The sequence below is a fragment of the Roseobacter sp. MED193 genome, assembly GCF_000152965.1.
In the GTDB taxonomy this organism is placed as follows: domain Bacteria; phylum Pseudomonadota; class Alphaproteobacteria; order Rhodobacterales; family Rhodobacteraceae; genus Pseudophaeobacter.
The window spans coordinates 1,203,539-1,229,475 of sequence record NZ_CH902583.1; the positions used below are offsets into that span (position 1 = coordinate 1,203,539).

Below are 25,937 nucleotides of genomic sequence, written 5' to 3' on the forward strand. Positions count from 1 at the left end.
GTTTAGCGAATTTTCTTTGGCTCTTCCTTAGCAAAACGACTCATGTGCCACACGAATCACTTTTGAGAGAAGCCAATCCTGTCCAAAAGGGCGCCAAAAGCGTCGAGCTCCTCGCGATCGAGCCGCGCTCCATTCTCACCCACATCAAAGTTGGCTTTATCCTCATTCTCACTGCGCACAGCGCGATTTCGGGCTTCTGCCGCCTGTTTCAAACGCCAGGTCAGGGCCTCATCGGCCAACCCTATCAGGTCTTCTTCGGCCTCAGCCAACTCTGCATCCAAGCCCTGCATTGCTTCCAGTTTGGCAAATTCTTCGGCCAGGGTCTGTCGGGCCGCTTCGGTATCACTGGGTCTGCGCAGGCAGGGGATGATAGCCACATGGCGAAGCGCCATGAGGTTTTCAAGAGCCTGAGCTCCGAGATTTTCACGAAGGCGGGTTTTCAGATCCGACGGTGTATCGATGCCAAATCGCAACACTTGATCCCGCAACCTGCCCAATTCCGCATCAGCGCACTGCATCCTTTCGAGATTTCCCTCGAACTCCGCAATCATATCAGGGGTGGAAATGGCCACGGCCAGCACAACAGCTTCGCGTGTCCGGGCGATCTCAGCATCGTCCGCAGCGGCGACCAACGAACTGCGGGTACTGGCCAGGGGGGCGGGCGAAATGTTTTGCCCCTTCCAGGGTTTGCGGCCACCATCGCCAAAGCCGCTTTTGCGGCCTTGCTTCCAAGAATTGCCACCTTTCCACCCTTCGCCAGAGCCGCCAGTGTCAAAGTCGCGATCCCGACCTTCGGGTCGGCTGCCGCGAAACAACTCCCAGCGCAGGTCCTTGATGTCCTCGCCGTAGTGCTTGCGGATAGAGGGATCGCGGATGAGTTTGATCTTTTCCCGTAGCGCTTTGTCCAAAGCCGCCTTGCGTTCGGGGCTGTCAAAGACCTTGCCTTCTGTTTCACGCTGCCACAGCAGTTTAACCATTGGCATAGCCTGATCCAGTACCGCCTGCACCGCCTCTGGCCCCTTGGACTTGATCAGATCATCCGGATCCTGCCCATCCGGCATGATGGCAAAACGCAGAGATTTTCCTGCCTGCAGCAGCGGCAGGGCCAGATCAATCACCCGCATGGCAGCCCGCAGCCCGGCGGTGTCGCCATCCAGCGCGATAATTGGCTCATCTGCCATACGCCACATCAGTTGCAACTGGGTCTCCGTCACCGCCGTACCCAGGGGCGCCACCGAAGAGGGAAAGCCCCCTTCAGACAGAGCGATCACATCCATATAGCCTTCGGCCACGATCAGCGGCGTTCCACGCCCTGCTGCCGCGCGCGCAGGCGCGTGGTTGTAAAGGCTGCGGCCTTTGTCGAAGAGCTCGGTCTCAGGTGAGTTCAGGTATTTGGCATTGTCATTGGGATCCATAGCCCGACCGCCAAAGGCAATGGCGCGACCACGGGCGTCGCGGATTGGGAACATGATCCGGTTGCGGAAGGTATCATAGGCGCGACCGCCCTTGGTTGAAGGCTTGGCCAGCCCCGCCGCCATGATCAACTCTTCAGGGACATTCTTGCCACGCAAATGGTCCCAGAGGTTCTGCCAGCCATCGGGCGCAAGGCCAATTTCCCAACGCTCCAACGCCGGTGGGGTCAGGCCACGCTTCTGCAAATAGCTGCGCGCCATGGACGCGTTGTTGGTCTTCAATTGCAGGCGGAAGAACTGCACCGCCTGTTCCATCACTTCGATCAGCTGCGTGCGACGGTCCTGTTTCTGCTGCGCCTTGGGATCGCGGGCTGGCATCTCCATCCCCGCCTCCCGTGCGAGGATCTCCACCGCCTCCATAAAGCCGACATTTTCGGTCTCCTGGACAAACTTCAAGGCGTCGCCCTTGGCCTGGCAGCCAAAGCAATAGTAGTAGCCCTTGCGGTCATCCACGTGAAAAGAGGCGCTTTTCTCATGGTGGAAGGGGCAAGGTGCCCAGAGGTCACCCTTGCCCACATTGGATTTACGCTGGTCCCACATGACTTTGCGCCCGACAACATCAGAAATACTGATCCGGCTACGCAATTCATCCATGAACCCAGGCGTCAAAGACATATCAGTTTGATTTCAGCTGTCGTTTCATTTCTTGGATCTGATCCCAGTTTTCCAGGCACTGCTGCTCCAGCAGGGGACCGAACTCAGTCGCCTTTAGATCTCGACGCTTCATGGCATAGATGTGTTCAGCCAGCTGTGGAATGGCTTTGGAATACTGCTCAGGCCACTCGGGCGCGCTGTCCAAAATGGACTGTTCCACATCTGCCTTACTGACGCGATCCAGTCGGGCCGCCTGAACGGCGGCCATAACCTGGCCCTGGTATTTGCAGCTGTCTTCTTTGTTATCAGCGGCATAGGCAGGTGACGCCAAAAGAACGGTGGCAAGGGTGATGCGGATCATGGATCGCTCCCGGAATCAGTTGATGATCCGGGCAGATTACCTCCGCGCCGCCTGAGCTTCCATCGCTGTTTTGAGATCATGATACAATGTCCGGGCCATTGATCGGAACACCATGATCTGAAAGCGATCTTTATCCAGCCGACAGATCGAAGCCATCATATGTTTGAGCTCAGTGCGCAAAGAGGCCCCAATGTCAAATTGCGCCAGTCGCAGATCCACAGGACAAAGCCGGGCCAGTACATCTTCGGCCCCCAGGCCTGCCAACTCCACGACCGCCCAGCCCGCGCTTTGGTCGGTCAGGGCGGCATATTTCGCCAAGCTGGCATCAGGATCTGGGCCAATCAGTAGCGCCATATCACGACCAAACCAGATGGAGCGTGCGCTCTTTTTGCCCGTTGTTGACCCCTGAACCGGAGGAAATGCCAGCCCATGGGCCACCGTCATAGCCTTACTCAAGGCCGCTTCCTGTCCACGAAAGGGCGCCAGCGTCGTCAGTGACTGAGGCGCACTCTCCGCCAAAGTCACCGCCCCAATCTTGAGTGCCTCAAGGCCGTCCCAAGCAGTTTTGACACCTAAATCAGCCACGAGTCCGCTCCCCCTCTGGATCATAAAACACCGGCTCCACCACCTCGCACAGCGTATCAATGCCGCGCATATGGTCCACCAGGCGGATCTCATCTCCGATCCGTTTCGATCCCCGCTTCAAGAAGCCCAAAGCAATCATATGCCCCAGCTCCGGCGAGAAACCAACAGATGTCACATAGCCCTGGTCATGCACCCGCTCGACCGGATCTTCTGGCGAGAAGAGATGCGCGCCGGCACTCAGTTCTTTGACTGCCCCAATGGGCTTCAACCCGATCATTTGCATACGGTCCGCATCCATTAAACCAGGTCGATGAGCCATGGCCTTGCCGATGAAGTCTTTTTTCTTCGGCAACATCCTCGCCAGCCCCAAATCATGCGCCGTCACTGTGCCATTGATTTCGGCATGGGTGATAAAGCCCTTCTCGATCCGCAAGACATTCAGCGCTTCCATTCCGTAGGCTCCGCCGCCCATAGCTTCGGCACGAGACAGCAGGGTTCGGAATAAACTATCGCCATAATCGGCTGGTAGAGCCAACTCATAGGCTTCTTCACCCGAGAAAGAGATCCGGAACAGTCGACCTTTGACCCCCATAACCGAGACTTCGCCGCAGGCCATAAAGGGCCAGTTTTCACTGTCAATTGGAGCATCCAGCAGGCCATTCAACAGCGCGCGCGACTGAGGTCCTGCAATCGCAAATTGCGCCCAGTGTTCTGTCACGGAGGTAAAGCGCACATCCCATTCAGGGCGCAGCACCTGGGCTACAAACTCCAGATGCGCCATCACCTCTCCTGCCGCCGCTGTTGTGGTCGTCAGCACATAGTGGCTCTCGCCGAGCCGCGCGCAGGTGCCATCATCCATGACAAAGCCATCCTCGCGCAACATCAGCCCATAGCGCACGCGGCCCTGCTTCAGGGTGCTAAAGGTATTGGTATAGACAAAGTCCAGCAGCTTGGCCGCATCCGGGCCCTGAATGTCGATTTTGCCTAGCGTAGAGACATCGCAGACCCCAACGGCCCGTCGCACCCACATGACCTCGCGGTCGCAGGATTGGCGCCAGTTGGTTTCCCCAGGTTTGGGGAAATAGGCGGCGCGGTACCAGAGCCCAACCTCCAGCTGGCTGGCCCCGCGCTCCTCGGAGGCCCCATGCGAGGTAAGAAAGCGCTGCGGTTTAAACCCGTGATCAACAGCGCCCGCCCCCATGGCCCCAATCGACACCGGCACAAAAGGTGGCCGGAAAGTGGTGGTCCCGGTTTCTGGAATAGAGCGCCCGGTAACATCGGCCAATACCGCCAAGGCCGCCACGTTAGAATTTTTGCCTTGGTCCGTCGCCATGCCCTGGGTGGTATAGCGCTTCATATGCTCGACTGAGCTGAAATTCTCTGTGGCCGCCTGGGTGACATCTTTAACAGTCACATCATTCTGAAAATCAAGCCAGGCGCGCCCCTTGCCCGGAACCGCCCAAAGCGGCGCGATTTGATAGGGAGCATCCTGGGCCACGGGAACCGCAGCTTCTGCCCGCTGCAGACCCAACGCATCAAGCACCACATCCGCAGCCATGGCGCCCTCGTTCAACGCGCCTTGGGTCGAAAAGGTCCCATTGCAGGCCCCAACAGCCTGCATACCCGGCACCGCACCTGCTGCTGGCACAAAGGCCAGCACCTCACGCCGCCAGACGGGGCGCGCGTTCAAGTGGCAAGTCAAATGCACCGAAGGGTTCCACCCCCCCGACATTGCCAGACAATCCGTCTGGATTTTCTCTTCCCCCCTCACCGAGCGCACCGTGATGCTCTCAAGCCGCTTACCACCGCTGGTATCGCAGACCTGTGCACCTCTCATTACTGTGTAGAGATCACTGTCTGGCGCATCATGGCGGCTATCGACCACCGCAGCCAGATGCACCCCGGCCTGGACCAAATCACGCGCCGTGCGATGGGCATCATCATTATTGGCAAAAAGCGTCACCCGCTCGCCCGGCGCGACCCCCCACCGGTTTAGGTAGGCGCGCACCGCACTGGCCATCATCACCCCTGGCCGGTCATTATTGCGAAAGGCCACTGGGCGCTCTATCGCACCTGCGGCCAAAATGCAGTGCTTGGCCGCGATGCGCCAGAAACACTCACGCGGGCGATGGCTCCCCTTTAAGGAATACCGCCGCATCTCATGGTGACCCACCCGCTCCAAAGCCCCATAGGTGCCTTGATCATAAGCGCCCGTCACCGCAGTTCGCGTCATAAGCCGGACGTTATCGAGGGCCTGCAACTCCGCCAAAGCCGTCTGGAGCCAGAGAGCAGCTGGCTTGCCATCAATCTCTTCCTGCTCAACCAAAAGCCGCCCACCCAGCTGGCTGTCCTCCTCCAGCAGCAAAACATCTGCCCCGGCGCGCCCCGCTGTCAGAGCCGCCATCAATCCTGCCGGACCAGAGCCCACGACCAGAAGGTCGCAAAATGCAAAAGCTTTTTCATAGCAATCCGCATCCGCTTTTCCAGACAGCGCACCAAGTCCCGCCGCTCGGCGGATCATCGGCTCATATAGCTTTTCCCAGAAGGCCGCAGGCCACATGAAGGTCTTATAATAGAACCCGGCCCCAAAGAAGGGTGCCGCCAGATTGTTGACCGCCAGAATGTCATGCTCCACCGAAGGCCAACAGTTCTGACTGCGCGCCTCAAGCCCCTCATAAAGCTCCTGCGTGGTGGCGCGTATATTGGGATCCTGCTGCCCGCCCTGCCCCAGAGTAACAAGCGCATTGGGCTCTTCGCTGCCAGCGGTTAGAATCCCCCGGGGCCGGTGATACTTGAACGACCGCCCCACAAGATGAATATCATTGGCCAAAAGGGCTGAGGCGAGCGTATCCCCTTCTACCCCCATCAGATGCCGCCCATTAAAGCTGAAGTTGACGGTTTTTGCCCCCGCGAGGCGCCCGCGACCTGAGATCCTCATGCCGCACCTCCCAGCGTCGTTTCCGAGGCCAGCTCAACCTTCAAAACCTCATGGGTCACCGTATTGCGCGTTACCGTCAGCCAGCTGCCACAGCCCATCTCGTGATACCATAGTTCCGCCAACACCCCGGCCGGGTTCTGACGCAGGTTCACATAGCTATGCCAGGCGTCCTGGTCAGCACCTTCACCCGGGCGGTCCAATGCCGCGCCTTTGACATTGAACTCGCGGCGGTCCCTCTCACCGCAGAGCGGACAGGTGATCCTCATGACCGGCGCTCCTTCATCTTTCCTAAAATATTCCGGGGGTGAGGCCGCAAGGCCGAGGGGGCAGCGCCTCCTGCCAAACCCATGACGTGATCAATGCAGATTGTGTTGCGCACCGGTCCCCTCCTCATCCATCAACCCATAGCCCGTGCGGAACCGATCCAGCTTGAACCTGGTGGCCGCCCCATGCGGTCGATCCGTTGCGATCAGATGCGCATAGGCATTGCCCGATCCTGGCGTCGCCTTGAAACCTCCATAGCACCAGCCGCAATTGAGATAGAGGCCTTCGATAGGCGCGTGATCGATAATGGGCGATCCATCCGGCGTCATATCCATGATCCCGCCCCAACTGCGCAACAGCCGCGCCTTGCTGACCGCGGGCACCATGGCCACGCAGGTCTCCATGGTATGTTCCACCATCGGCAAATTACCCCGCGCCGCATAAGAGCTGTAAAAATCCAAGTAACTGCCAAAGACGAGGCCGCCCTTGTCGGATTGGCTGATATACAGATGCCCCTCGGCAAAGGTGATCACCTGATCAATCAGAGGCTTTACCCCTTCAGAGACAAAGGCCTGCAGTACATGGCTTTCGATCGGAAGGGTCAAACCCGCCATAGCCGCCACTTGCCCGCTGCGTCCAGCGGCGGCAAGCGCCACCTTTTTGGCACGGATCGGGCCGCGTGCTGTTTGCACCCCCGCGACCTTACCGCCTTCAATATCAATTCCGGTGACTTCGCAGTTCTGGATCAGATCCACGCCGCGCATATCTGCGCCACGGGCAAAGCCCCAGGCCACCGCATCGTGGCGTGCCGTTCCAGCCCGACGCTGTAGCAGCGCACCCATGATCGGGAAGCGATTGTTGTCAAAGTTCAGATAGGGTGCCAGTCTGCGCACCCCCTCGCGGTCCAACAGCTCCGCATCGTCCCCCTGATTGATGATCGAGTTGCCCCGGCGCACCGCCGCATCCCTCTGACCGTCATTGTGATAGAGGTTCAAGATACCACGCTGCGACATCATTGCATTATAGTTCAGCTCCTGCTCCAGGCTTTCCCAGAGGCGCAGCGAATGCGAGTAGAACTCAGAGTTGCCTGGCAGATAATAATTGGCCCGCACGATTGTGGTATTGCGCCCTACATTGCCGCCGCCGAGATAACCCTTTTCCAGAACCGCAATATTGGTCATCCCATGTTCAGCGGCCAAATAGTAAGCTGTTGCCAGCCCATGGCCACCGCCGCCAATGATCACCACATCATATTCGCGCTTGGGCTCTGGATCGCGCCAATGCGGGCCCCAGCCCTTGTTGCCGGTCAGCCCTTCTTTGAGCACCCGCCATCCTGAAAACCGCATCACAGCCCTCCCGCTTTACATCTGGCTCAACACCCTCAATTGGGAGATGATAAACCCATTGATATTGCTAGCGGCTTTGCCGCAGATCGCCTAGCCCCAGAGGTCGAATTTTCCGCAACCGGCATGCTCTTGCTGATCTTTGCACAGGAATTGGACAGAGATGTCTAGATCAAAGAGCGACCTTCCCTGCCGCTTCAGGGCCACTGGCGCGTTTTCCCAGGCAATTCAGCCGTCTTTGTCAGACGCCAGCAGAGATTGATGCGCACCCTGAGCAGCCCCCTGGCGCATACCTCAGACCAGTCGCGCAACAGGCCTCCATGCAGCAACAACAGAATGAAAAATGGCGGGCACAAGACCCGCCATCGAAATCAGAAAACTGACTTATGTTTTGAAACCTCTCAGATTTTGAAGCGTCTCAAAGCCCCTTGGCCCGGTAGCTTGCGGCCACCTTGCTGATGGAGACCAGATAGGCTGCAGTACGCAGATCTGTGACATCATCCCGACTGTGCCAGACTTCCCGCATGGACTGGTAGGCGATGCGCATGGTGTCATCGAGGCCCGACCGTACCAGTTCAAGCTCATCGGCGCCGCGCAGGTACTTTTCTTTGAAATCCTCATTCAAGGTCCAGGTTTTCCCCATGCTTTCCGACAGGCCTTCCAGCTCATCCACCACCAATTGGTGACGCGCCTCTTCCTGACGGCGCTGCATCCGACCAAAGCGGATGTGGCTCAGATTCTTAACCCATTCAAAGTAAGAAACCGTAACACCACCGGCATTGGCATACATATCTGGAATGATCACCGTGCCCTTCTCGCGCAGGATCTCATCCGCTCCAGCAGTGACCGGGCCATTGGCGGCCTCAATAATCAGCGGCGCCTTGACGCGGTCGGCATTGGTCAGGTTGATCACTCCCTCCAAAGCCGCAGGGATCAGAATATCGCATTCTTTCTCCAGCAGCTCAGCACCGTCCTCCAGCAAGGTTGCATCCGGGTAGCCCGAAATGCCGCCATGCTTGACGATCCAATTGCGAACGGCCTCAACATCTAGCCCTTCCTCCCGGAACAGCGCCCCATCGCGTTCAATGATACCGGTGATCAGCGAGCCATCTTCTTGGCTGAGGAATTTGGCCGCATGGTAGCCCACATTGCCAAGCCCTTGCACGATGACGCGCTTGCCCTTCAGCTTGCCATCCAGACCAGCCTTGGCCACGTCTTCGGGATGGCGGAAGAACTCACGCAGGGCATATTGCACACCGCGCCCGGTCGCCTCGACCCGCCCGGCGATACCACCGGCATTCAACGGCTTGCCCGTCACACAGGCCTTGGCATTGATATCGGTGGTATTCATGCGCTGGTATTGGTCCGCGATCCAGGCCATTTCGCGCTCGCCTGTGCCCATATCGGGGGCTGGCACGTTCTGGCTGGGATTGATGAGGTCGCGTTTGGCCAATTCATAGGCAAACCGGCGCGTAATTAGCTCCAGCTCATGTTCCTCATATTTGCGTGGGTCAATGCACAATCCACCCTTTGAGCCCCCAAAAGGCGCTTCCACAAGGGCACATTTGTAAGTCATCAGCGCGGCAAGCGCTTCAACCTCATCCTGGTGCACGTTGATGGCATAGCGGATACCGCCCTTGACCGGCTCCATATGTTCGGAATGCACCGAACGATAGCCCGTGAAAGTCACCATCTCCCCGCGCAGGCGCACGCCAAACCGCACTGTATATGTGGCATTGCAAACGCGGATTTTCTCTTCCAACCCCGGCGGCAGGTCCATCAGGGCAACAGCCCTATTGAACATCAGATCAACGCTCTCGCGGAAGCTTGGTTCTTGCGGGCTGCTCATTGGCGGTTCTCCGTACTCTTACAACGACTGATTCCTATCGTTACGGCAACTCTATGCACGGAAGTTTAAAAAGTGCGACCTTTTTGACCATTCCTTTTCACAGATTTTTCAAAACGTGCGCCCTGATCGATTCGACAAGACAAAATCTACGCCTGGGACGCTTTGCTGAGAATTCGTAAACGATCCCCGTTTCAGGAGAGGATTGGTCACTAGGTTAAGAAAATTGAAACTAAATGGACTTGGAGCTGCCCCATTTCCGCCATCTTCCCAAACCAAATATGAATGAGATGAAAACCCGTTCCACTCCTATGCCCCAATAGTTGGGGCCGAAGAGGCTGTTGTTCATGACCCTGAGATCCAAGACCGCCACGGCTCTCCCCCTCTACGCCCTGCGCCGAGGCGCCCAAAGTCTGCGCGCCTTTCGCCGCGACGACAGCGGCGTCATGGCCTATCCAACAGTCGCCTTTTTCTTGGCCATGTTGGCGGTGGGCGGCATTGGCGTCGATCTGATGCGGATGGAGCGGGACCGGACGGTCTTGCAGTATACCCTGGACCGTGCAGTTCTGGCGGCGGCCGATCTGGACCAAACCCAGCCCCCCGCCGTTGTAGTACAGGACTACCTCAACAAGGCTGGCCTGGGAGAGTACTACCAAGAGCCGATTGTCGAGTCCGGGCTGGGCTACAAGCGGGTTCAGGCAACCATTGACGCCACATTTGAAGCGCATCTTCTGCGGTTTTCTAACGGCAACGACTTGCCGGTCTTCGCCACCTCAAAGGCCGAAGAGAGCATCGACGGCCTAGAGATATCCTTGGTTCTGGACGTATCCGGCTCGATGAATTCCAACAGCCGCCTCTCCAACCTCAAGGTGGCAGCGAAGGATTTCATCGACACGATGGTGGCCAATACCACCGACGGCAAGATGTCGATTTCGGTGGTGCCCTATGCCACCCAGGTTTCCCTGCCAGATGACCTGATTGATCAGTATACCACCGTTGGTGAGAACCCCTACTCCAACTGCATCAATTTTGAAGCCGCAGAGTATAACAGCGCATCACTCTCCACCCTTGATACGCTGGAGCGGTCGATGCATTTCACACCATGGGGTTACAGCAACCGCGATATGCGAACCTATTACAGCTCTCCGCGGCTGGTCAGAAGCCCCGTCTGTGACGAGCGCGCATCGCGTGAAGTATTGCCGCTGCAAAAGGATGCAACCACGCTCAAGAATTTCATCCAAAACCTATCAGCCGGCGGCAACACATCCATTGATGTGGGCATGAAATGGGGCACGGCACTGCTGGATCCTTCAGCGCGCCCGGCGATTTCTGCGATCTCGACCGGCATCGGTGCCTCGGTGCCCGGTGATTTCAGCGACCGGCCGGCCGAATACTCAGATTCGGACACCATCAAGATCATCGTCTTGATGACCGACGGACAAAACACCTCACAGTACTACGTTGATGATGACCACCGTGATGGTCCTTCTGGGGTCTGGTACAACTCTCATTATAAGTCATATTCGACATACGACTCGCGCTATGGCGGCAGGTACTTTTTCCACTACAATAACAACTGGTACAATGAGCCCTATGGCAACGGCAGCGGTCAATCTGGAACCGCCGTAGAACTGAACTATGCGGAACTGTTTGCCAGAACTTCGCTGAAATACATCTATCGCTACATCTTTTATGAATGGATGAACTTTTACGATGCCCGCGATGACTGGTACTATGGCATCTACTCAAGCCACGGCAACTCGACCAAGAACGCCCGCACGCGCAGCGTTTGTGAAGCTGCCAAGGCCAAGGGGATTGTAGTCTACACCATTGGTTTTGAAGCCCCCAGCAACGGGGTTGCGGTTCTGCGTGATTGTGCCAGCAGCGACGCACATTACTTCGACGTTGACGGGCTCGAGATCAAGGACGCCTTTGCCTCCATCGCGACCTCAATTCGCCAGCTGAGGTTGACCCAATGATCTTGCCAGCTTCACTCCGACCTCTGCGGCGGTTTCGTAAAGATACGGATGCGACTGTAACCGTTGAGTTTGCCATCCTCATGCCGCTCTTTTTGATGTTCCTGTTTTCGACGGTCGAGCTGGGCATGTTGATCCTGCGCCAATCCCAACTGGAACGCGCGCTGGATATTGCGGTGCGCGAGATCCGCCTGACCACAGGCGCAGCACCGCAGCACGATATTGTACGAGACCAGATCTGCGAGATCTCCGGCTTTATCGACAATTGCTCCTCTTCGCTGCGGCTTGAGATGATACAACTAGACCCCTTTGCCTGGGTGCCGGTAAACGAACAGCCTGACTGCATCAGCAAACCCGAAGAGATCCTGCCGGTGCGCGGCTTTTCGAATGACGGGGAATCCAACGACCTGATGCTGATCCGCGCCTGCATGCGCTTTAAGCCCATTTTCTCTGACTGGGGATTTGGCGAGAGTCTTTCCACTGCCGACCCTGAAGGGCTGGTCAGCCTTGTCGCCACCTCCGCCTTTGTGCAGGAACCGAGGTAAGTCATGTTTAAACCCCTGATCAAACGCCTAAAGGCTTTTGCCCGCAGTACCGAGGGCACGGTAACGGTCGAATTTGCGATCTATTCGCCCCTACTGTTGTGGCTGTTTGTGGCCATTTACACCTGGTTTGACGCCTTCCGCCAGGAGACCGTCAACCTTAAGGCGGCCTATACAATTTCTGACCTTATCTCCCGCGAGACGACAACGCTGAATGAAACCTATATCGACAGTATGCATAAAATGGCCAAGCTGCTGATCCGGGGCGATTCAGATATCACCTTGCGGATCAGCGTTGTGCGCTGGGAAGAAGACGACAATCGCTACTATATCGACTGGTCCCGTGTCCGAGGCCCCTCGCTGCCGGAATGGACCAATGCGACAATTACCGCGATCAACGACGACCTCCCCGCCATGCCAGATCAAGAGCGCGTCATTCTGGTAGAAACGCGCAATGAAATGGTCCCGGCCTTCAGAGTCGGCCTTCCTGATCTGGACATCAATAACTTTGTTTTCACCCGTCCCCGCTTTGCGCCCTTGGTCCCTTTTGAGGGGGGCGTGAACAGTGATGGCAGTCACAATGACAATCCATCGGGACAGGAAATCGAGGACCTGGATCCCGGCATCTGAGCCCGAAAGCATGCCCGCTTTCTAGGTTGGTCCAGCACTGCCCCCTCGAAAAGGAAGCGGTGCACAGCAGAGGCCGCGTTGACAAAATGCCCCTGTGTCCCAGCAACTCCGGTGGTCTGACGGAGACTGTCTTTACAGCCTCCGTTTCGCAATCATCGCGGCGAGAATCTCTGACATCGTTTTGCTTTGCGATCCTGGTGTGACACCGCCAATACCAATGCGCCGCCCAGCGCGCCACCAAAGCCCAGGCATCCAGATCCGCGCGCCCGGTGTCGCTGTTCGGATCAAAAAACCGTTAGAGGGCTTAAACGCAAAGAAGCCGCGATCAATTGCCTCGATGTCTGAAACCCGAGCAATGACAGTGCCATCGCTGCAGCGCAGCAGCTCTTCTGTCAGTTCGATCCTGTGGCTGGTCGCTTGCCACATGCGGACAGAAAGCCACAGCGCCCCGACCCCGATGATCAGCAAAAACACCAGCCAGGCAAAGGATGGCGGGTTAGACATCGCCACATAGAGCAGGGTCACACCAATCACGGCCAACATGGTGACCCCCATGACACGCCGCAGACCCGAGGCCTCAACCGTTACCAAGACTTCGTCTGCCATCTGTCGCTCTCCTGCCATCCCTGCCCCCTGCTAGAAGCCTGTGTTGCGCTGGGACATAGCCTGATTTTGGCGCAACGAACAGCCCTAGCTGTCACATCCGGCGCGCAGGAGAGCTCTCCATGCAGGCCCCTTGCCCAAGCGCCTAGGGGCCAGTACCGTCACGCAATGAGTTGGCCCCAAAACACCCCACCCCGCCAGGATGACGATGCCGCAGCTGGGATCGAGATCAGCGACGCTTTTGAACGTTTCACCCAGCGTAACGATATTTTCACCCGCGCCTTCTGGGACCCAAAGGTCAAATCCAAGCACACAGATAAGTTCTTTGCCTCCTACCGCATGGAGGCGGCCCCCCGCCGTGGGGATGGCTTCACTCAACGCGATTTTGCCCTGCGCAACGCCGCTTGGTTGATCTCGGATGTGATCTCCAACCGCCGAGGCAGCGACGGGATCCGCGAGGGATTTCAGGCGGCCATAGACTGCGATACCCCCGTGGCGCCCGACCCCGTTGAAATCAACGACCCCACGCGGATGAGCGCAGAGATAAAGCGGATCTCACAGTTCTTTGGCGCGGATCTTTGCGGCATTACCGACCTGGATGAGCGCTGGCTCTACAGCGCGCGTGTGGATACCCGCGATTTTTCCGAAGCACCGCATGACCTCCCCGATGGGCTGAACAGTGTCATAGTTCTGGGGCATGAGATGGAGGCGGATCTGGTCGCCACCTACCCCTCTGCACTGGCCGGAGCGGCTACTGGGCGCGAATATAGTCACGAGGCTGCGGTGGTGATGCAACTCGCTGCCTATATCCGCAACCTCGGCTACGAGGCAGTGCCCTCAATGAATGACACCGCACTGGTCATCCCCTATGCCGTGAAGGCCGGCTTGGGTGAATATGCCCGCAACCAAATGGTGATCACGCCCGAATTTGGCCCGCGCCTGCGGTTTTCCAAGATCTTCACAAACTTGCCACTGACTCATGATGCGCCCAAACCCAAAGGGGTGCGTGCCTTTTGTGACATCTGCACCAAATGCGCCGATGCCTGCCCGGTAAAGGCTCTTCCTTTTGGCCCGCCCAAAGAGGGCGGCAGCAATATCTCGGCCATCAAGGGCGTACGCAAATGGACCTCGGACGCGGAAAAGTGTTTTTCGTTCTGGGCAAAAATGGCTTCTGATTGCGCCATCTGCATGCGGGTGTGCCCCTTTAACCGTGACTATTCCAAACCTCGACACCGCCTCTGGCTGCGCCTAGCGCTTTCTCGTTTCCGCAAACTGGCCCTGGGCCTAAGCAAGGACCACGGCGCCCGCATAAAACCGGGTGTCTGGTGGGACCAAGACGATCAAAGCTCACCCTAAGGCCCCAAGGGACAGGCGCGTAAGGCCCCAAAGGACAGGGGGCTTACTGTGCAAATGCGCACAAAAGCGGTGATCTCTTAGGTGTTTTGCCAAACCGGATTGCCCTCTAGCTGTAGTGTATAGCCACCGCTCACAGGAATAGCCGCATGTCACTCAGCCCCTCTACGCCCCGATCCATCTTGGAAACCCGCAAGGCCCGCCCCACGTTGGAGGGGGCAGGCGTCAAATTGCATCGCGCCTTTGGGTTTCAAGATCCCAGCGAGCTAGACCCCTTCCTGCTGTTCGATGATTTTCGCAATGAGATCCCTGCCGATTACCTTCAGGGCTTTCCCTGGCACCCCCACCGCGGAATCGAGACCATCACCTATGTTCTTTCCGGCGAGGTCGAGCACAGCGATTCCCTTGGCAACACAGGCAGCCTTGGCGCTGGGGATGTGCAATGGATGACGGCGGGCTCTGGAATCTTGCATCAAGAGATGCCCCGCGGCAATGCGGCCGGTCAGATGCACGGCTTCCAGCTCTGGGGCAATCTGCCTGCGGACCAAAAGATGTGCGCGCCCCGGTATCAGGATGTCGCAGCCCGCGAAATCCCGGAAGTCACCGATGATGATGGCACCCATGTCCGTGTTATCACCGGCGAGTTCTGGGGGAAACGCGGCCCCGTGGATGGCATTGCAGCGGACCCACAATATCTGGATATCTCTGTCCCTGCCGGAGTGACCAAGCGCTTCAAGATCGACACCTACAGGCGCGCCTTTGCCTATATCTTCGAGGGCGCGGGAGCCTTTGTCGACGCTTCTGCGCCTCAAGGGGTCTTGTTGGAAAAAGAGGTGGCAGGCCAAGAGGTCAATATCCGCGATCTCTCTGGCAATCGCACCTTGGTGCGCTTTGGCACAGGGGATGAGATCACCGTCCAAGCAGGCCCCGAGGGGCTGCGGTTCCTGCTGGTGTCTGGCGCTCCAATCCAGGAACCTGTTGCCTGGCACGGACCAATCGTCATGAACACCAAAGCAGAGCTGCAACAGGCCTTTAAGGATCTGCGCAATGGCACCTTCATCGCACCGGCACATTGACGCCCCTATCGTGGGTCAGGGAGGCCTAGCCCATAGGGCGGCTTTCCTTGGCGCGCCTGCCATAGAACACTGAAACTCAGCTTTTATTTGGGCAGGGATAGACCCGACCAAATAAAAGCCATCTCAGCGCCATTTGGCCTTGGCAGCATTTACCCAGATTGGCAGTGACCGTCACTTTCAACGATTTTGACAAGATGCTTGCGCAAGCGCCTCTTTGGGCTAGGCCATAACAGTGGTTTAGGTGGTCACAGATTTACGCACCATGTCCCAATAGACAGTTTCCACTTCATCCAGCGACAATCGTCCGCCGCTACGATACCAGGTCATCACCCCATTCAACATCGCAATCACAGCCAGCGTGGCGATCTTGGTATCCGGCAGAGTAAACTGTCCGGCCTCTACACCCTGTTTCAATACCGTTTCCAGTGCGTCCTCATAGGCCCGCCGCAGGGCCTCGATGGTTGCAAAATTCTCATCGCTCAGGTTCCGGAGTTCCATATAAGCGATGAAAACCTCGTCAGATCTCTGCATGTGAAAGCGAATGTGAAACCGCACAAAACTTTCCAGCAAACCCATAGCATCATCAGGCTTTTCCAGGGCCTCCCAGGCTGCCAGCACCTCTCGCATATGCCCCTCCATCAGGGACAGCAGCAAGCTTTGCTTATCCGGGATGTAATTGTACAAAGCCCCAGCCTGAACCCCAACCTCTTTGGCGATCTGGCGCACTGAAACCGCTGCATAGCCTTGCTGCGCAAACAGTTTGAGAGCCGCACTACGGATGCGCGGGCCGGTGATGTCAGAATGTGAACCTTGGGTACGTGCCATGAGCTCAGGCTAACTGAACATTCGTTCAGAAAAAAGACCCAGCTGAAAGATACATTCCCCAAAACCCCTGCTGGCCAAAAAATGAAGCAGATCGAATTTCTACCCGCAATGGGCTGAGTTGCCTTGTACCCTGGGCGGTGATTGTGCATCAAGGGGGAGGCCAAAGGAAAAACAAATGTCCCACTCCCTGCCTATGACCCTACTGTGCGCCAGTCTCAGCCTTACGGCTCTTGCAGGATGCAGCAATGATCCGGAGTTGAAAAACCAACTCACACCTGAACTGCGCAATGCAGACTATCCGACATTGTTGCCAGTAGAGGATTTGGCTCCCTTGCTGCCAGCGCCCGCAGAGGAGAGTACGCGTTTGGAAAATGTCCTAGATGCGCGCGCCAACAGCCTACAGCGCCGGGCTGATGCCCTGCGCCGCGCGGCACATTAAGCTCAAAGGCTCCCCTGCATCCGGCCTTTTTGTCCATCGCTGGGCCAGCCTCCTGACCAGCACGGTCTCTGCTTAGATATCACACCACCGCCGGACCTGACCTTACTGAACCTGCCTGAGTGGGTCCGACTTCCTGTTGATTAAAACAGATACAAACAGGGATATTATAGCCCGGTTTCTCGCCTCCCATTTGCCAGTGCCGTTGCACCCTTTCCTTGAACCCGCTAAGGCGAGGCAACACAGATGAAACAAAAAGGAACTCCAGCCATGACAAAACCGCTTCGTCTTGGGATCGCAGGTTTGGGCACAGTTGGCGTCGGGGTGGTAAAGATCATCCGCCGTCAGGCTGAAATGCTGGAGATGCGCACGGGACGCCCGGTGGTGATCACTGCGGTTTCTGCGCGCGACGCAACCAAAGACCGCGGCGTTGCGCTCAGTGGCTATGCTTGGGAAAATGATCCCGTCGCTCTGGCCAAACGTGATGATGTAGATGTTTTTGTCGAATTGATGGGGGGCCATGAAGGCGCTGCAAAAGAGGCCACCGAAGCCGCTTTGGCAGCGGGTAAGGATGTTGTCACCGCCAATAAGGCGCTGCTTGCCATTCATGGTCAGGCCCTGGCCGAACAGGCCGAGACCTCAGGCCAGGTGATCCGGTTTGAAGCAGCCGTGGCCGGTGGCATCCCCGTGGTCAAAGCCCTGACTGAAGGGCTGGCAGGCAATCAAATTACCCGGATCATGGGCGTTATGAACGGCACCTGCAATTATATCCTCACCCGGATGGAGGCCACTGGCGACGGCTACAACACCCTATTTGAGGAATGCGGCCGCCTGGGCTATCTCGAAGCAGATCCAAACCTGGATGTGGGCGGCATTGATGCTGGGCATAAACTGGCACTGCTGTCCTCGATTGCTTTTGGCAGCAAACCCGCTTTTGCGGATGTCGTCTTGCAGGGCATCCAGCGTATTGCGATCGATGATATTCGCCATGCCGCCGACATGGGCTACCGGATCAAATTGCTGGGTGTGGCACAGCGCACCGCCCGCGGGCTAGAGCAGCGGATGACCCCCTGCTTGGTGCCCGCAAACTCCCCGTTGGGTCAGCTGGAAGGCGGCACCAATATGGTGGTGATCGAGGGCGACGCTGTGGAGCAGGTTGTGTTGCGCGGTCCTGGTGCCGGCGAAGGCCCCACCGCCAGCGCCGTGCTCGGCGATATCTGTGACCTGGCACGTGGTCTGCGCATTGCCACCTTTGGCCAACCTGCGGCGGCCCTGCAAGATATCCCTGCTGCCCAAACCGGCCTACCCGCGCCCTACTATCTGCGCCTCGCCCTTCAGGACAAACCTGGCGCCTTGGCTAAAGTGGCCAGCGCATTGGGCAATGCCGGGATTTCGATTGACCGTATGCGCCAATACGGACACTCGGCCCCCACAGCGCCGGTGCTGATCGTTACCCACAAATGCACCTCGGCTGCCCTGGACGTAGCGGTTGAGGCCCTTGCACAAACTGGGGTTGTCGATGGCGACCCGGTCGCTCTGCGGATCGAAGAGCTGTAGATTTTCAACAAATGGCAGTAAGGCGCGCAAAATCTGCCCCCTTAAGGGCACAGCGCCTGTCTTACTGGCCAAGCCCGCGCTATCTTCCCTTGCCCGCCCCCCCTCCAAAAGGCTATGCGACAGGCAACCCGCCCGGATTTAAACAGGATATTGAGTATGACCTCCTCTGATGCCCCCTTCCACGACCGCATGCTGTCTCTGGGCCTGGCCCGAGTCGCCGAACAGGCCGCCCTGGCCTCTGCCTCTCTGATAGGGCGTGGCGACGAAAAAGCCGCCGACCAGGCGGCTGTGAACGCCATGCGCGAACAACTGAACCTGCTCGACATCAAAGGTGTGGTGGTGATTGGCGAAGGCGAGCGCGACGAAGCGCCGATGTTGTATATCGGCGAAGAAGTGGGAACCGGCAACGGTCCTGGCGTCGATATCGCGCTTGATCCACTGGAAGGCACCACGCTGACCGCCAAAGACATGCCCAACGCATTGACAGTGATTGCCATGGGGCCACGCGGATCTATGCTGCACGCACCGGACACCTATATGGACAAGCTGGCCATTGGTCCGGGCTATCCCGAAGGCGTTGTCTCCTTGGACATGTCTCCCCGTGAACGGGTGGAAGCCCTGGCTTCCGCCAAGGGCTGCGCCGCCTCGGACATCACCGTTTGCATTCTGGAACGTCCCCGCCACGAGGCGATGATTGCCGAGGTCCGCGAGACAGGCGCCGCGATCCGTCTGATTACCGATGGCGACGTTGCCGGCGTGATGCATTGCGCCGAATCCGCGACCACGGGCATTGACATGTATATGGGTCAAGGAGGGGCGCCCGAGGGCGTTCTGGCCGCTGCCGCGTTGAAATGCATGGGCGGGCAGATCTTTGGCCGTCTGTTGTTCCGCAACGATGATGAAAAGGGCCGCGCGGCAAAGGCGGGCATCACCGACCTGGACCGGATCTATGCCCGTGACGAAATGGTGACTCAGGATGTGATCTTTGCAGCAACCGGCGTCACCGGCGGCTCGCTCCTGCCCGAAATTAAGCGTCAGCCCGGCTGGGTTGAGACCACGACGTTGTTGATGCGTTCAAAGACGGGTTCTGTGCGTCGCATGTCCTACCGGACACCCGTCTAAACGCCCCGCGCAGGCCTGCCTGAAGATAAGCGGCTTGCGCCGCTGCCTCCGGCGGGGATATTTTCAGCCAAATGAAGGGCTGGATCCATTCGGGTCTGGCCTTTTTCCATAGATGAGGTAGAGCGATGAGCTTTCTTGGGGTTGAAAACTCGCTGACAGGACGCCGCTGGCTGGGGCTTGGCATTGACCTTGAACGTGCCGCCGAACATATGGCACAACAGACCGGCCTACCTAGCCCACTGTGTCAGGTGCTGGCCCGTCGCGGTGTTCCTGCCCATGAAGCCCAGGGCTTTTTAACCCCCCACCTGAAAGACCTGCTGCCGGATCCGCGCCGCATGAAGGACATGGAGCTGGCTGCGGCGCGTTTTCTGGAGGCGGTTCAGACGCGCCAACGCATTGCAATCTTTGCTGATTACGATGTGGATGGTGGCAGCTCAGCGGCGCTATTATTGGTCTGGTTGCGGGCCATGGGGCTACAGGCAACGCTGTATATTCCGGATCGCATCGACGAGGGCTACGGGCCCAACGAAGAGGCCATGGCGGGGCTTGCACAGGCCCATGATCTGATTGTCTGCGTCGACTGTGGCACCCTTTCACATGGGCCAATTGCCGCAGCCAAGGGCGCCGATGTCGTCGTCCTGGACCACCACCTTGGTGGCGAAACCCTGCCAGAATGTGTCGCGGTGGTGAACCCCAACCGACAGGATGAGGATGGCGAGCTCGGTTACTTTTGTGCCGCTGGAGTGGTGTTCTTAATGTTGGTCGAGGTGCGACGCCAGGCCAGAGAGAAGGGATTGAGCACTGGGCCGGATCTGATGGGGCTGCTGGATCTCGTGGCGTTGGCGACTGTGGCTGATGTCGCCCCGCTGGTTGGAGCCAATCGGGCACTGGTGCGCCAGGGGCTGAAAGTTCTGGGCGCCCGTCAACGCCCCGGCCTGGTTGCCCTGGCAGATGTCTCGCGCATGGATGCGGCCCCTTCCACTTACCACCTCGGCTTTTTGCTTGGCCCACGGGTGAATGCGGGCGGGCGCATCGGCAAGGCCGATCTGGGTGCCCGGCTCTTGGCAACAGAGAACCCCCATGAAGCGGCAGCCCTAGCGGAACGCCTCGATCAGCTGAACACGGAACGGCGCGATATTGAAAACGCGGTGCGCGCCGCGGCAATGGAACAGGCGGAAGCCCGCGGGTTTGACGCGCCTTTGGTTTGGGCCGCGGGTGAGGGCTGGCACCCAGGCGTCGTCGGTATCGTAGCCTCACGCTTGAAAGAGGCTGCGGGGCGCCCGGCTGTGGTCATCGGTCTGCACAACGGTGAGGGTAAAGGCTCTGGACGTTCGGTGAGTGGGATCGATCTCGGTATTGCCATCCAACGTACTGCGGCAGAGGGGCTGCTGATCAAAGGCGGAGGCCACAAGATGGCCGCAGGGCTGACAGTCGCGGAAGACAAGCTGGAGGCGGCCATGGAGCGCCTCGGCGATCTTTTAGCCAAGCAGGGCGCAGGCAGCCTGGGACCGGCGGATTTGAAACTGGACGGTATGCTGATGCCGGGGGCTGCCAATATTGATCTGATCGAACAGATTGAACAGGCGGGCCCCTTTGGCGCCGGGGCCGCTGCGCCGCGCTATAGCTTCCCGGATCTGGCCATTCGTTTTGCCAAACGTATTGGGGAAACCCACTTGAAACTGTCTTTGACCGATGGGGTTGGCGGCAATCTGGATGCCATTTGCTTTGGCGCCTTTGATACAGCCCTGGGGCCACGCCTGTTGGAACATGGTGGTGCGCGATTCCATTTTGCCGGTCGCCTGGAAATCAATAGCTGGGGCGGGCGCCAGAGCCCGCAATTGCGCCTTGAAGATGCTGCAGAAGCCAGTTGACCTATACTCAACCCCTTCAAAACATGGCCGATACTCAAGGAGGTAAAAAAATCTCTCCCGAAAGCAATTTTTATCTTGCGGCCTGAGCGTAGAGAAACTAAACACCGCTCCACAGCAAGTGGCCCGTTCGTCTATCGGTTAGGACGTCAGGTTTTCAACCTGAAAAGAGGGGTTCGACTCCCCTACGGGCTGCCACTGTGCCTTTTACCTCAGCCCTGAACAGATAGCGCCTGGCAGCGAAGCATCGGGCGATCCTCCGAGAAATCTACACATTTGTTCAAAGACTTATCCTGTCATAGGAAGCTGTAAAGAAAACTGGGGATTTTCAATAATCGCCCCTTGCACTACGGATGATGACTGAGTAATACACCGACACAAACAGTGGCCCGTTCGTCTATCGGTTAGGACGTCAGGTTTTCAACCTGAAAAGAGGGGTTCGACTCCCCTACGGGCTGCCACTTTACCTTTCCTTGCGACAGATTGATTTAGCCAGCCTTAGCGATGGCACAGACCCTGCCGGGTTGTCGTGGGGTTGGCGCGAAGATGGCCGCTACTGTCAATTGCTGTGCAGGCTGGAGCAGACAAAATCGGGCTCTGTGCCCCTTGGATTGCCAGCCCCCTGAGGTTTGAAAACCGCGCACAAACGGCCCACCCTCGCCCTGGTCTCGTTGCTTCGATTACCTCTTAGGCTCCGAGCCTGGACTATCCTCTAGGACTGGCCCTGTGTCGCGGCCTGCAGTTCGTCTTTTTGCATGCCCTGTTCAAAGAACAGATGCTGTGAACGTCCGGCTCGTTTGGCCGCATAAAGCGCGAGGTCGGCTTGATGCAGCATTGCCGCCGCCGCTATGGGTGGCGCATTCCAGACCGACAGGGTTGTTCCAGCACTTGCTGAAATTTTGCACATCTGCCCTCCGTAGGGCACCGGTTCTTCCAAGTTGCTAATCAAACGTTTTGATAATGCTTCAAGAACCTTAGGCTCATTAACGCCCTCAAAAATGATCACAAACTCATCGCCACCGACGCGGGCTACGGTGTCGCTATGACGAGTACACTCAACCATAACTCTGGCAACACTTTGCAATACCGCATCCCCAGCCGCATGCCCAAGTGTGTCATTCACCTCTTTGAAGAAATCAAGATCAACATGCATCAGGGCAAAATCCGTACCAGAGCCAATCAGGCGCTCTAGGATGTGATCCATGGCACGACGGTTCTTGAGACCCGTCAGGGTATCAGTAAAGGCCTGCTCCTCGGCGGCAATCTTGGCCCCCTGCAAGCGGAGATTCAGCTGTCGCGAGGCCTCCATTGCAGCAGACTTGGCCTCAACCAAGTACAGCATTTCGATGGTCAAATCCGTGGGCGAAAAATCAGCGCTGGTCAGGTCATAGTCACGTACGGCCTCAAGCACCGAAATACCAAAGGACAGGTTGATGAGCGCTCCCTGACCATCGGGCAAGGGAACCAAGACGCCTTTTAGGCTGGTCTGGGGCGACTCGCGGAATTGCAAATGCAGTTTGGCCCCTGCGGTCTTAAGCAGGTCATCCATGGAATTGACCCAGCGCGGCCGCTGCAGGTCAAAAACATCAAAGAAATTCTTCCGCTTCCACGTCATATCAGGGCGGAGCTTTTGCAGTGTTGGCCCTGCAAAGCGAAAGAGCCCTGCAGAGTCCACTACAAGATACATCGGACAGATTTGGGCGATGACACCAGTCATCTCATCCGCGGTCATCATAGGGCGTGAGCTCCCAAATCAAAAGTACGACCCTCAGCAAAATCGGTCTCCACCAGTGTTACTGAAATCACCTCGGCACCGTCCTGTGTGCCGCGGTGATCAAGAATAACCAAATCGCCATAGTCGTCTGCCATCGCACGCAGAACACCCATCATAACATGGGCAAAGCCGGGCAGGCCCGGCTGGCAAATCAGGTCGAACTGCCCTGGAGAGTTCTCAACAAGTTCCAAAGCGGGCAAATGTAAATCAGCCACTGCCAAGCGCGCGCGATCAGGCAAATCATCCAAAGAATGTAGAAATTCCACGTAGTTAACGCCGCCAAAGCGCAGCAGGCGTCGCAGCGCCTCTACCTGAGGGTTGGACACCAAGAACGTACCTGTATCCTCTAGGATTTCAGGAAGCGGACGCTCTAGGGACCGTTCAACGGCGGAGAGCATTTTGTTGGACTGCTCATCCGTATAGATCAACATGGCCTCGAACTGAGCAAAGCCAAGATCTGCATTATTCATAATGTCATTCCACCGCTCTTCCCCGTAGGTACTGGCGACGAATGCTTGAATTGCTCTGTTGATCAGACCATGCATAAATTGGCCCCTTGTTACTCTTTGCCCATACTTGGCGTCGGTTCGTTAAGATACGCCGAACAATTAAAGTTTGACAGAATTTCAGTCCAGATCCCTGTTCTGAAACGTCCTTGCAATATATCTTGGTAAGAGTAGCATTTTTCATCCACTCCTAAAACGATGCTTCCCGCAAAAACTGCAGGGGTCCCTCTAGGGTGCCGATGGCCTTTTGTAGGCCCTTCTGGCGATTCATGGCTCCTCTACCGGGTGCGGACATAGCGCTTTCTAAGAGACCGGGGAAGAAAAACTACTGATCCGTCTCTCAACTGTGGCAAGAAATCCCACTGGAGATTCACACAAATGGGGGGACCACCCCGCACCACCCAAAGACTAAATCGGGTAACATATTAATTTTGGTTACAAAAAACCCCCGAAACACCGATAGAAGAACGCGTGCAAGTGACTGCCCCCCTTTTTCATGGGGGAACAAGAACAATCTCACAAAAGCACGTAAGTATAACCTAGATTTTGACCACCCGCAGAGGCTGGCGCCCCGCGACTGGCCATCATGGTCGGTTTAGAAGTCAGTTGGCGCCCCACCTTCAGATTTGCGGCGTGCAACAAAATCCTTCAGTTCCTCATGCAGGGCGTCGTCCATCGGCGGTGGGGTGAATTCCTGCAAAATTTCCTTGTAGATCCTGTTGGCTCTCTCCGGTGTCCAAACCGCGCCAGCAGCCTCCCAGGCTTCATAGTTGCGCCAATCGCTCAGATAGGGCTGGTAAAAGGCCGTCGCATACCTATCCTGCGTGTGCTGGATGCCAAAGAAATGTCCTTCATTGCCGACCTCGCGCACCGCATCAAAAGCGATATCCTCTGGCCCGGTGGCGCAGATATCTGGCTGCATATAGCGCTGTATTTGCTGCAAGATCTCGCAGTCCATGATGAACTTCTCTGGGCTGGCGATCAGCCCGCCTTCCAGCCACCCAGCCGCATGGTACACCATATTGGTTCCCGATTGGACTGCCGCCCAGAGAGAATTTGAGGTCTCCCACATGGCCTGGCCATCTGGTACATTGGCCGCGCAAACCCCCGAAGAGCGCATCGGCAGACCATAATAGCGCGCCATCTGCCCTGTCATCTGCGTCGCCCGCATATACTCAGGCGTGCCAAAAGCCGGGGCGCCAGATTTCATATCCACATTTGAAGTAAAGGTACCAATGGCACAGGGGGTGCCGGGGCGGACATATTGAAACAGGGCAATGGCACAGAGCGCCTCCGCAAGGCTTTGCGCCACAGCGCCCGCCATTGTGACAGGCGCCATCGCCCCCGCCAGGGTAAAGGGCGTCACGACCACCGCCTGCCCCCGACGCACCAGCCGCAGACAGCCATCAATCATCGGATAGTCATGTTTCAGCGGTGAGGTGGAGTTGATATTGGTATACATCCTTGGCGTGGCTTGGAATTCTTCCTCGGTGAGCCCCCCGGCGATGCGGACCATTTCCATTACATCTTCAACCCGCTCTTTCCCCAATGAATAGGCATGCATCGCCTTATCCGTCAGCGTCAACTTATCATACAGCACATCTAGGTGCCGCACCGAAGCGTGGATATCCACGGGCTCCACCGGGTAGCCGCCGGCAAAGTGGATACAGTTGAAATACTGGGTCAGCTTTAGCAGATTGCGGCATTGTTCGCGATTGCCGGCAACCTTCTTGCCCAGATCCATATCCCAGTAGTTCGGCGGCGACGAGACATTGCCAAAGAGCAGGTTGTTGCCGCCGATCGGGATTGTGCGGTCTGGATTGCGTGGCGTGATGGTGAACTGATCTGGCGCCTTGCCGACCATCTCCATGACAAAGTCGCGGTCCATCCGCACCAGATCGCCCTCGACGCGGCACCCGGCCTGGCCCAGCAATTCCAGCGCCTCAGGGTTGAGGAAAACAATGCCGATCTCTTCCAGGATCCGCATAGCGCCATCGTGAATGGCTGCAACCCCCTCCTCGGTCAGAGGTTCAATGGGGCGGTCAATATTTTGGGGGATGCTCCAAGGCATCTGCTGCAGGGCCGCTGCTCCGCGCCGTGCGGCCGCGCCCGCACGCCCGCCGCCTCGTCTGCTTCTGTCACGTGCCATGAGCCTCTCCTTGGTGGATCTGCGCAGGCGCTCCGACCAAGATCGTGCACCGCCGGGTCTGCCCCGCTTATGGTTCCAAAAGGCCCAATCCATCGCGAGGGCGTCTGCCAGTTCACG

General features: G+C 57.5%; 21 protein-coding genes and 2 tRNA genes. 11 read left to right on the forward strand and 12 right to left on the reverse strand.

What is annotated here, in order from left to right:
* Positions 1–56 precede the first annotated feature (56 nt).
* The 7 genes from dnaG to MED193_RS08255 form a co-directional block, all read right to left on the reverse strand.
* Positions 57–2,087, reverse strand: a complete 2,031-nt coding sequence (dnaG, locus tag MED193_RS08225; RefSeq protein WP_009809230.1) for a DNA primase — start codon at positions 2,085–2,087, stop codon at positions 57–59.
* Between the two features lies 1 nt (position 2,088).
* Complete coding sequence (locus tag MED193_RS08230; protein ID WP_009809231.1) at positions 2,089–2,427, reverse strand: hypothetical protein; 339 nt, start codon at positions 2,425–2,427, stop codon at positions 2,089–2,091.
* Between the two features lie 36 nt (positions 2,428–2,463).
* On the reverse strand, positions 2,464–3,012 hold the full coding sequence (locus MED193_RS08235; protein ID WP_009809232.1) for a sarcosine oxidase subunit gamma: 549 nt from the start codon (positions 3,010–3,012) through the stop codon (positions 2,464–2,466).
* Positions 3,005–5,950, reverse strand: a complete 2,946-nt coding sequence (locus MED193_RS08240) for a sarcosine oxidase subunit alpha family protein (RefSeq protein WP_009809233.1) — start codon at positions 5,948–5,950, stop codon at positions 3,005–3,007. The genes MED193_RS08235 and MED193_RS08240 overlap by 8 nt, the downstream gene beginning before the upstream one ends.
* The gene (locus tag MED193_RS08245; RefSeq protein WP_009809234.1) at positions 5,947–6,216 is read right to left on the reverse strand and encodes a sarcosine oxidase subunit delta; all 270 of its coding nucleotides are present in this window, start codon (positions 6,214–6,216) and stop codon (positions 5,947–5,949) included. The genes MED193_RS08240 and MED193_RS08245 overlap by 4 nt, the downstream gene beginning before the upstream one ends.
* Before the next feature lie 90 nt (positions 6,217–6,306).
* Positions 6,307–7,560: a sarcosine oxidase subunit beta family protein gene (locus tag MED193_RS08250; RefSeq protein WP_009809235.1), complete on the reverse strand. Its 1,254-nt coding sequence runs from the start codon at positions 7,558–7,560 to the stop codon at positions 6,307–6,309.
* A 415-nt stretch (positions 7,561–7,975) separates the two neighbouring features.
* A complete protein-coding gene (locus MED193_RS08255; RefSeq protein ID WP_009809237.1) occupies positions 7,976–9,406 on the reverse strand; it encodes a Glu/Leu/Phe/Val dehydrogenase in 1,431 nt (476 codons plus the stop codon).
* Positions 9,407–9,750: 344 nt separating this feature from the next.
* Here MED193_RS08255 and MED193_RS08260 point away from each other — a divergent pair, with 344 nt between their 5' ends.
* From MED193_RS08260 to MED193_RS08270, 3 genes are read left to right on the forward strand one after another with little or no spacing between them, the layout of a single operon-like run.
* Positions 9,751–11,382 carry a TadE/TadG family type IV pilus assembly protein gene (locus MED193_RS08260; protein WP_009809238.1) on the forward strand — a complete coding sequence of 544 codons (1,632 nt, stop codon included), beginning with the start codon at positions 9,751–9,753 and terminating at the stop codon, positions 11,380–11,382.
* Complete coding sequence (locus MED193_RS08265; protein WP_009809239.1) at positions 11,379–11,924, forward strand: TadE/TadG family type IV pilus assembly protein; 546 nt, start codon at positions 11,379–11,381, stop codon at positions 11,922–11,924. Before MED193_RS08260 ends, MED193_RS08265 begins: the two co-directional genes overlap by 4 nt.
* A 3-nt stretch (positions 11,925–11,927) precedes the next feature.
* Positions 11,928–12,551, forward strand: coding sequence for a TadE/TadG family type IV pilus assembly protein (locus MED193_RS08270; RefSeq protein ID WP_009809240.1), 624 nt, complete (start codon positions 11,928–11,930; stop codon positions 12,549–12,551).
* A gap of 132 nt (positions 12,552–12,683) precedes the next feature.
* Here the strand turns inward: MED193_RS08270 and MED193_RS08275 are convergent, their stop codons facing one another.
* Entirely contained in the window at positions 12,684–13,157 is a 474-nt protein-coding gene (locus MED193_RS08275) for a hypothetical protein (protein ID WP_009809241.1), read from the reverse strand.
* A gap of 165 nt (positions 13,158–13,322) precedes the next feature.
* On the opposite strand from MED193_RS08275, the gene MED193_RS08280 reads away from it, so the two are divergent.
* Both MED193_RS08280 and MED193_RS08285 read left to right on the forward strand, forming a co-directional pair.
* Positions 13,323–14,510, forward strand: coding sequence for a reductive dehalogenase domain-containing protein (locus tag MED193_RS08280; RefSeq protein WP_009809242.1), 1,188 nt, complete (start codon positions 13,323–13,325; stop codon positions 14,508–14,510).
* 146 nt (positions 14,511–14,656) lie between these two features.
* Positions 14,657–15,583, forward strand: a complete 927-nt coding sequence (locus MED193_RS08285; protein ID WP_009809243.1) for a pirin family protein — start codon at positions 14,657–14,659, stop codon at positions 15,581–15,583.
* Between the two features lie 237 nt (positions 15,584–15,820).
* Here the strand turns inward: MED193_RS08285 and MED193_RS08290 are convergent, their stop codons facing one another.
* A complete protein-coding gene (locus MED193_RS08290) occupies positions 15,821–16,408 on the reverse strand; it encodes a TetR/AcrR family transcriptional regulator (protein ID WP_009809244.1) in 588 nt (195 codons plus the stop codon).
* A 175-nt stretch (positions 16,409–16,583) separates the two neighbouring features.
* Here MED193_RS08290 and MED193_RS08295 point away from each other — a divergent pair, with 175 nt between their 5' ends.
* The 6 genes from MED193_RS08295 to MED193_RS08320 all read left to right on the forward strand — a co-directional run bounded on the left by MED193_RS08295 (position 16,584) and on the right by MED193_RS08320 (position 21,852).
* The gene (locus MED193_RS08295) at positions 16,584–16,847 is read left to right on the forward strand and encodes a hypothetical protein (protein WP_157041315.1); all 264 of its coding nucleotides are present in this window, start codon (positions 16,584–16,586) and stop codon (positions 16,845–16,847) included.
* Positions 16,848–17,114: 267 nt separating this feature from the next.
* Positions 17,115–18,401, forward strand: a complete 1,287-nt coding sequence (locus tag MED193_RS08300; RefSeq protein WP_009809246.1) for a homoserine dehydrogenase — start codon at positions 17,115–17,117, stop codon at positions 18,399–18,401.
* A gap of 150 nt (positions 18,402–18,551) precedes the next feature.
* A complete protein-coding gene (glpX, locus tag MED193_RS08305) occupies positions 18,552–19,523 on the forward strand; it encodes a class II fructose-bisphosphatase (protein ID WP_083790470.1) in 972 nt (323 codons plus the stop codon).
* 125 nt (positions 19,524–19,648) lie between these two features.
* Positions 19,649–21,394: a single-stranded-DNA-specific exonuclease RecJ gene (gene recJ / locus MED193_RS08310; protein WP_009809248.1), complete on the forward strand. Its 1,746-nt coding sequence runs from the start codon at positions 19,649–19,651 to the stop codon at positions 21,392–21,394.
* A gap of 120 nt (positions 21,395–21,514) precedes the next feature.
* A tRNA-Glu gene (locus MED193_RS08315) sits at positions 21,515–21,589 on the forward strand.
* Between the two features lie 188 nt (positions 21,590–21,777).
* Positions 21,778–21,852, forward strand: a tRNA-Glu gene (locus MED193_RS08320).
* A gap of 251 nt (positions 21,853–22,103) precedes the next feature.
* Here the strand turns inward: MED193_RS08320 and MED193_RS08325 are convergent.
* The 3 genes from MED193_RS08325 to MED193_RS08335 form a co-directional block, all read right to left on the reverse strand.
* On the reverse strand, positions 22,104–23,126 hold the full coding sequence (locus tag MED193_RS08325) for a GGDEF domain-containing protein (protein WP_009809249.1): 1,023 nt from the start codon (positions 23,124–23,126) through the stop codon (positions 22,104–22,106).
* A complete protein-coding gene (locus MED193_RS08330) occupies positions 23,123–23,710 on the reverse strand; it encodes a heme NO-binding domain-containing protein (protein WP_009809250.1) in 588 nt (195 codons plus the stop codon). The genes MED193_RS08325 and MED193_RS08330 overlap by 4 nt, the downstream gene beginning before the upstream one ends.
* 556 nt (positions 23,711–24,266) lie before the next feature.
* Positions 24,267–25,820, reverse strand: a complete 1,554-nt coding sequence (locus MED193_RS08335) for a trimethylamine methyltransferase family protein (RefSeq protein ID WP_009809251.1) — start codon at positions 25,818–25,820, stop codon at positions 24,267–24,269.
* Positions 25,821–25,937 lie beyond the last annotated feature (117 nt).

Bases quoted from the DNA above. Each gene is read 5' to 3' on its own strand.
- dnaG (WP_009809230.1), bottom strand. From the start codon at position 2,087: ATGTCTTTGACGCCTGGGTTCATGGATGAATTGCGTAGCCGGATCAGT.
- MED193_RS08230 (WP_009809231.1), bottom strand. From the start codon at position 2,427: ATGATCCGCATCACCCTTGCCACCGTTCTTTTGGCGTCACCTGCCTAT.
- MED193_RS08240 (WP_009809233.1), bottom strand. From the start codon at position 5,950: ATGAGGATCTCAGGTCGCGGGCGCCTCGCGGGGGCAAAAACCGTCAAC.
- MED193_RS08245 (WP_009809234.1), bottom strand. From the start codon at position 6,216: ATGAGGATCACCTGTCCGCTCTGCGGTGAGAGGGACCGCCGCGAGTTC.
- MED193_RS08250 (WP_009809235.1), bottom strand. From the start codon at position 7,560: ATGCGGTTTTCAGGATGGCGGGTGCTCAAAGAAGGGCTGACCGGCAAC.
- MED193_RS08255 (WP_009809237.1), bottom strand. From the start codon at position 9,406: ATGAGCAGCCCGCAAGAACCAAGCTTCCGCGAGAGCGTTGATCTGATG.
- MED193_RS08260 (WP_009809238.1), top strand. From the start codon at position 9,751: ATGACCCTGAGATCCAAGACCGCCACGGCTCTCCCCCTCTACGCCCTG.
- MED193_RS08265 (WP_009809239.1), top strand. From the start codon at position 11,379: ATGATCTTGCCAGCTTCACTCCGACCTCTGCGGCGGTTTCGTAAAGAT.
- MED193_RS08270 (WP_009809240.1), top strand. From the start codon at position 11,928: ATGTTTAAACCCCTGATCAAACGCCTAAAGGCTTTTGCCCGCAGTACC.
- MED193_RS08275 (WP_009809241.1), bottom strand. From the start codon at position 13,157: ATGGCAGACGAAGTCTTGGTAACGGTTGAGGCCTCGGGTCTGCGGCGT.
- MED193_RS08280 (WP_009809242.1), top strand. From the start codon at position 13,323: ATGAGTTGGCCCCAAAACACCCCACCCCGCCAGGATGACGATGCCGCA.
- MED193_RS08285 (WP_009809243.1), top strand. From the start codon at position 14,657: ATGTCACTCAGCCCCTCTACGCCCCGATCCATCTTGGAAACCCGCAAG.
- MED193_RS08290 (WP_009809244.1), bottom strand. From the start codon at position 16,408: ATGGCACGTACCCAAGGTTCACATTCTGACATCACCGGCCCGCGCATC.
- MED193_RS08295 (WP_157041315.1), top strand. From the start codon at position 16,584: ATGTCCCACTCCCTGCCTATGACCCTACTGTGCGCCAGTCTCAGCCTT.
- MED193_RS08300 (WP_009809246.1), top strand. From the start codon at position 17,115: ATGACAAAACCGCTTCGTCTTGGGATCGCAGGTTTGGGCACAGTTGGC.
- recJ (WP_009809248.1), top strand. From the start codon at position 19,649: ATGAGCTTTCTTGGGGTTGAAAACTCGCTGACAGGACGCCGCTGGCTG.
- MED193_RS08325 (WP_009809249.1), bottom strand. From the start codon at position 23,126: ATGATGACCGCGGATGAGATGACTGGTGTCATCGCCCAAATCTGTCCG.
- MED193_RS08330 (WP_009809250.1), bottom strand. From the start codon at position 23,710: ATGCATGGTCTGATCAACAGAGCAATTCAAGCATTCGTCGCCAGTACC.
- MED193_RS08335 (WP_009809251.1), bottom strand. From the start codon at position 25,820: ATGGCACGTGACAGAAGCAGACGAGGCGGCGGGCGTGCGGGCGCGGCC.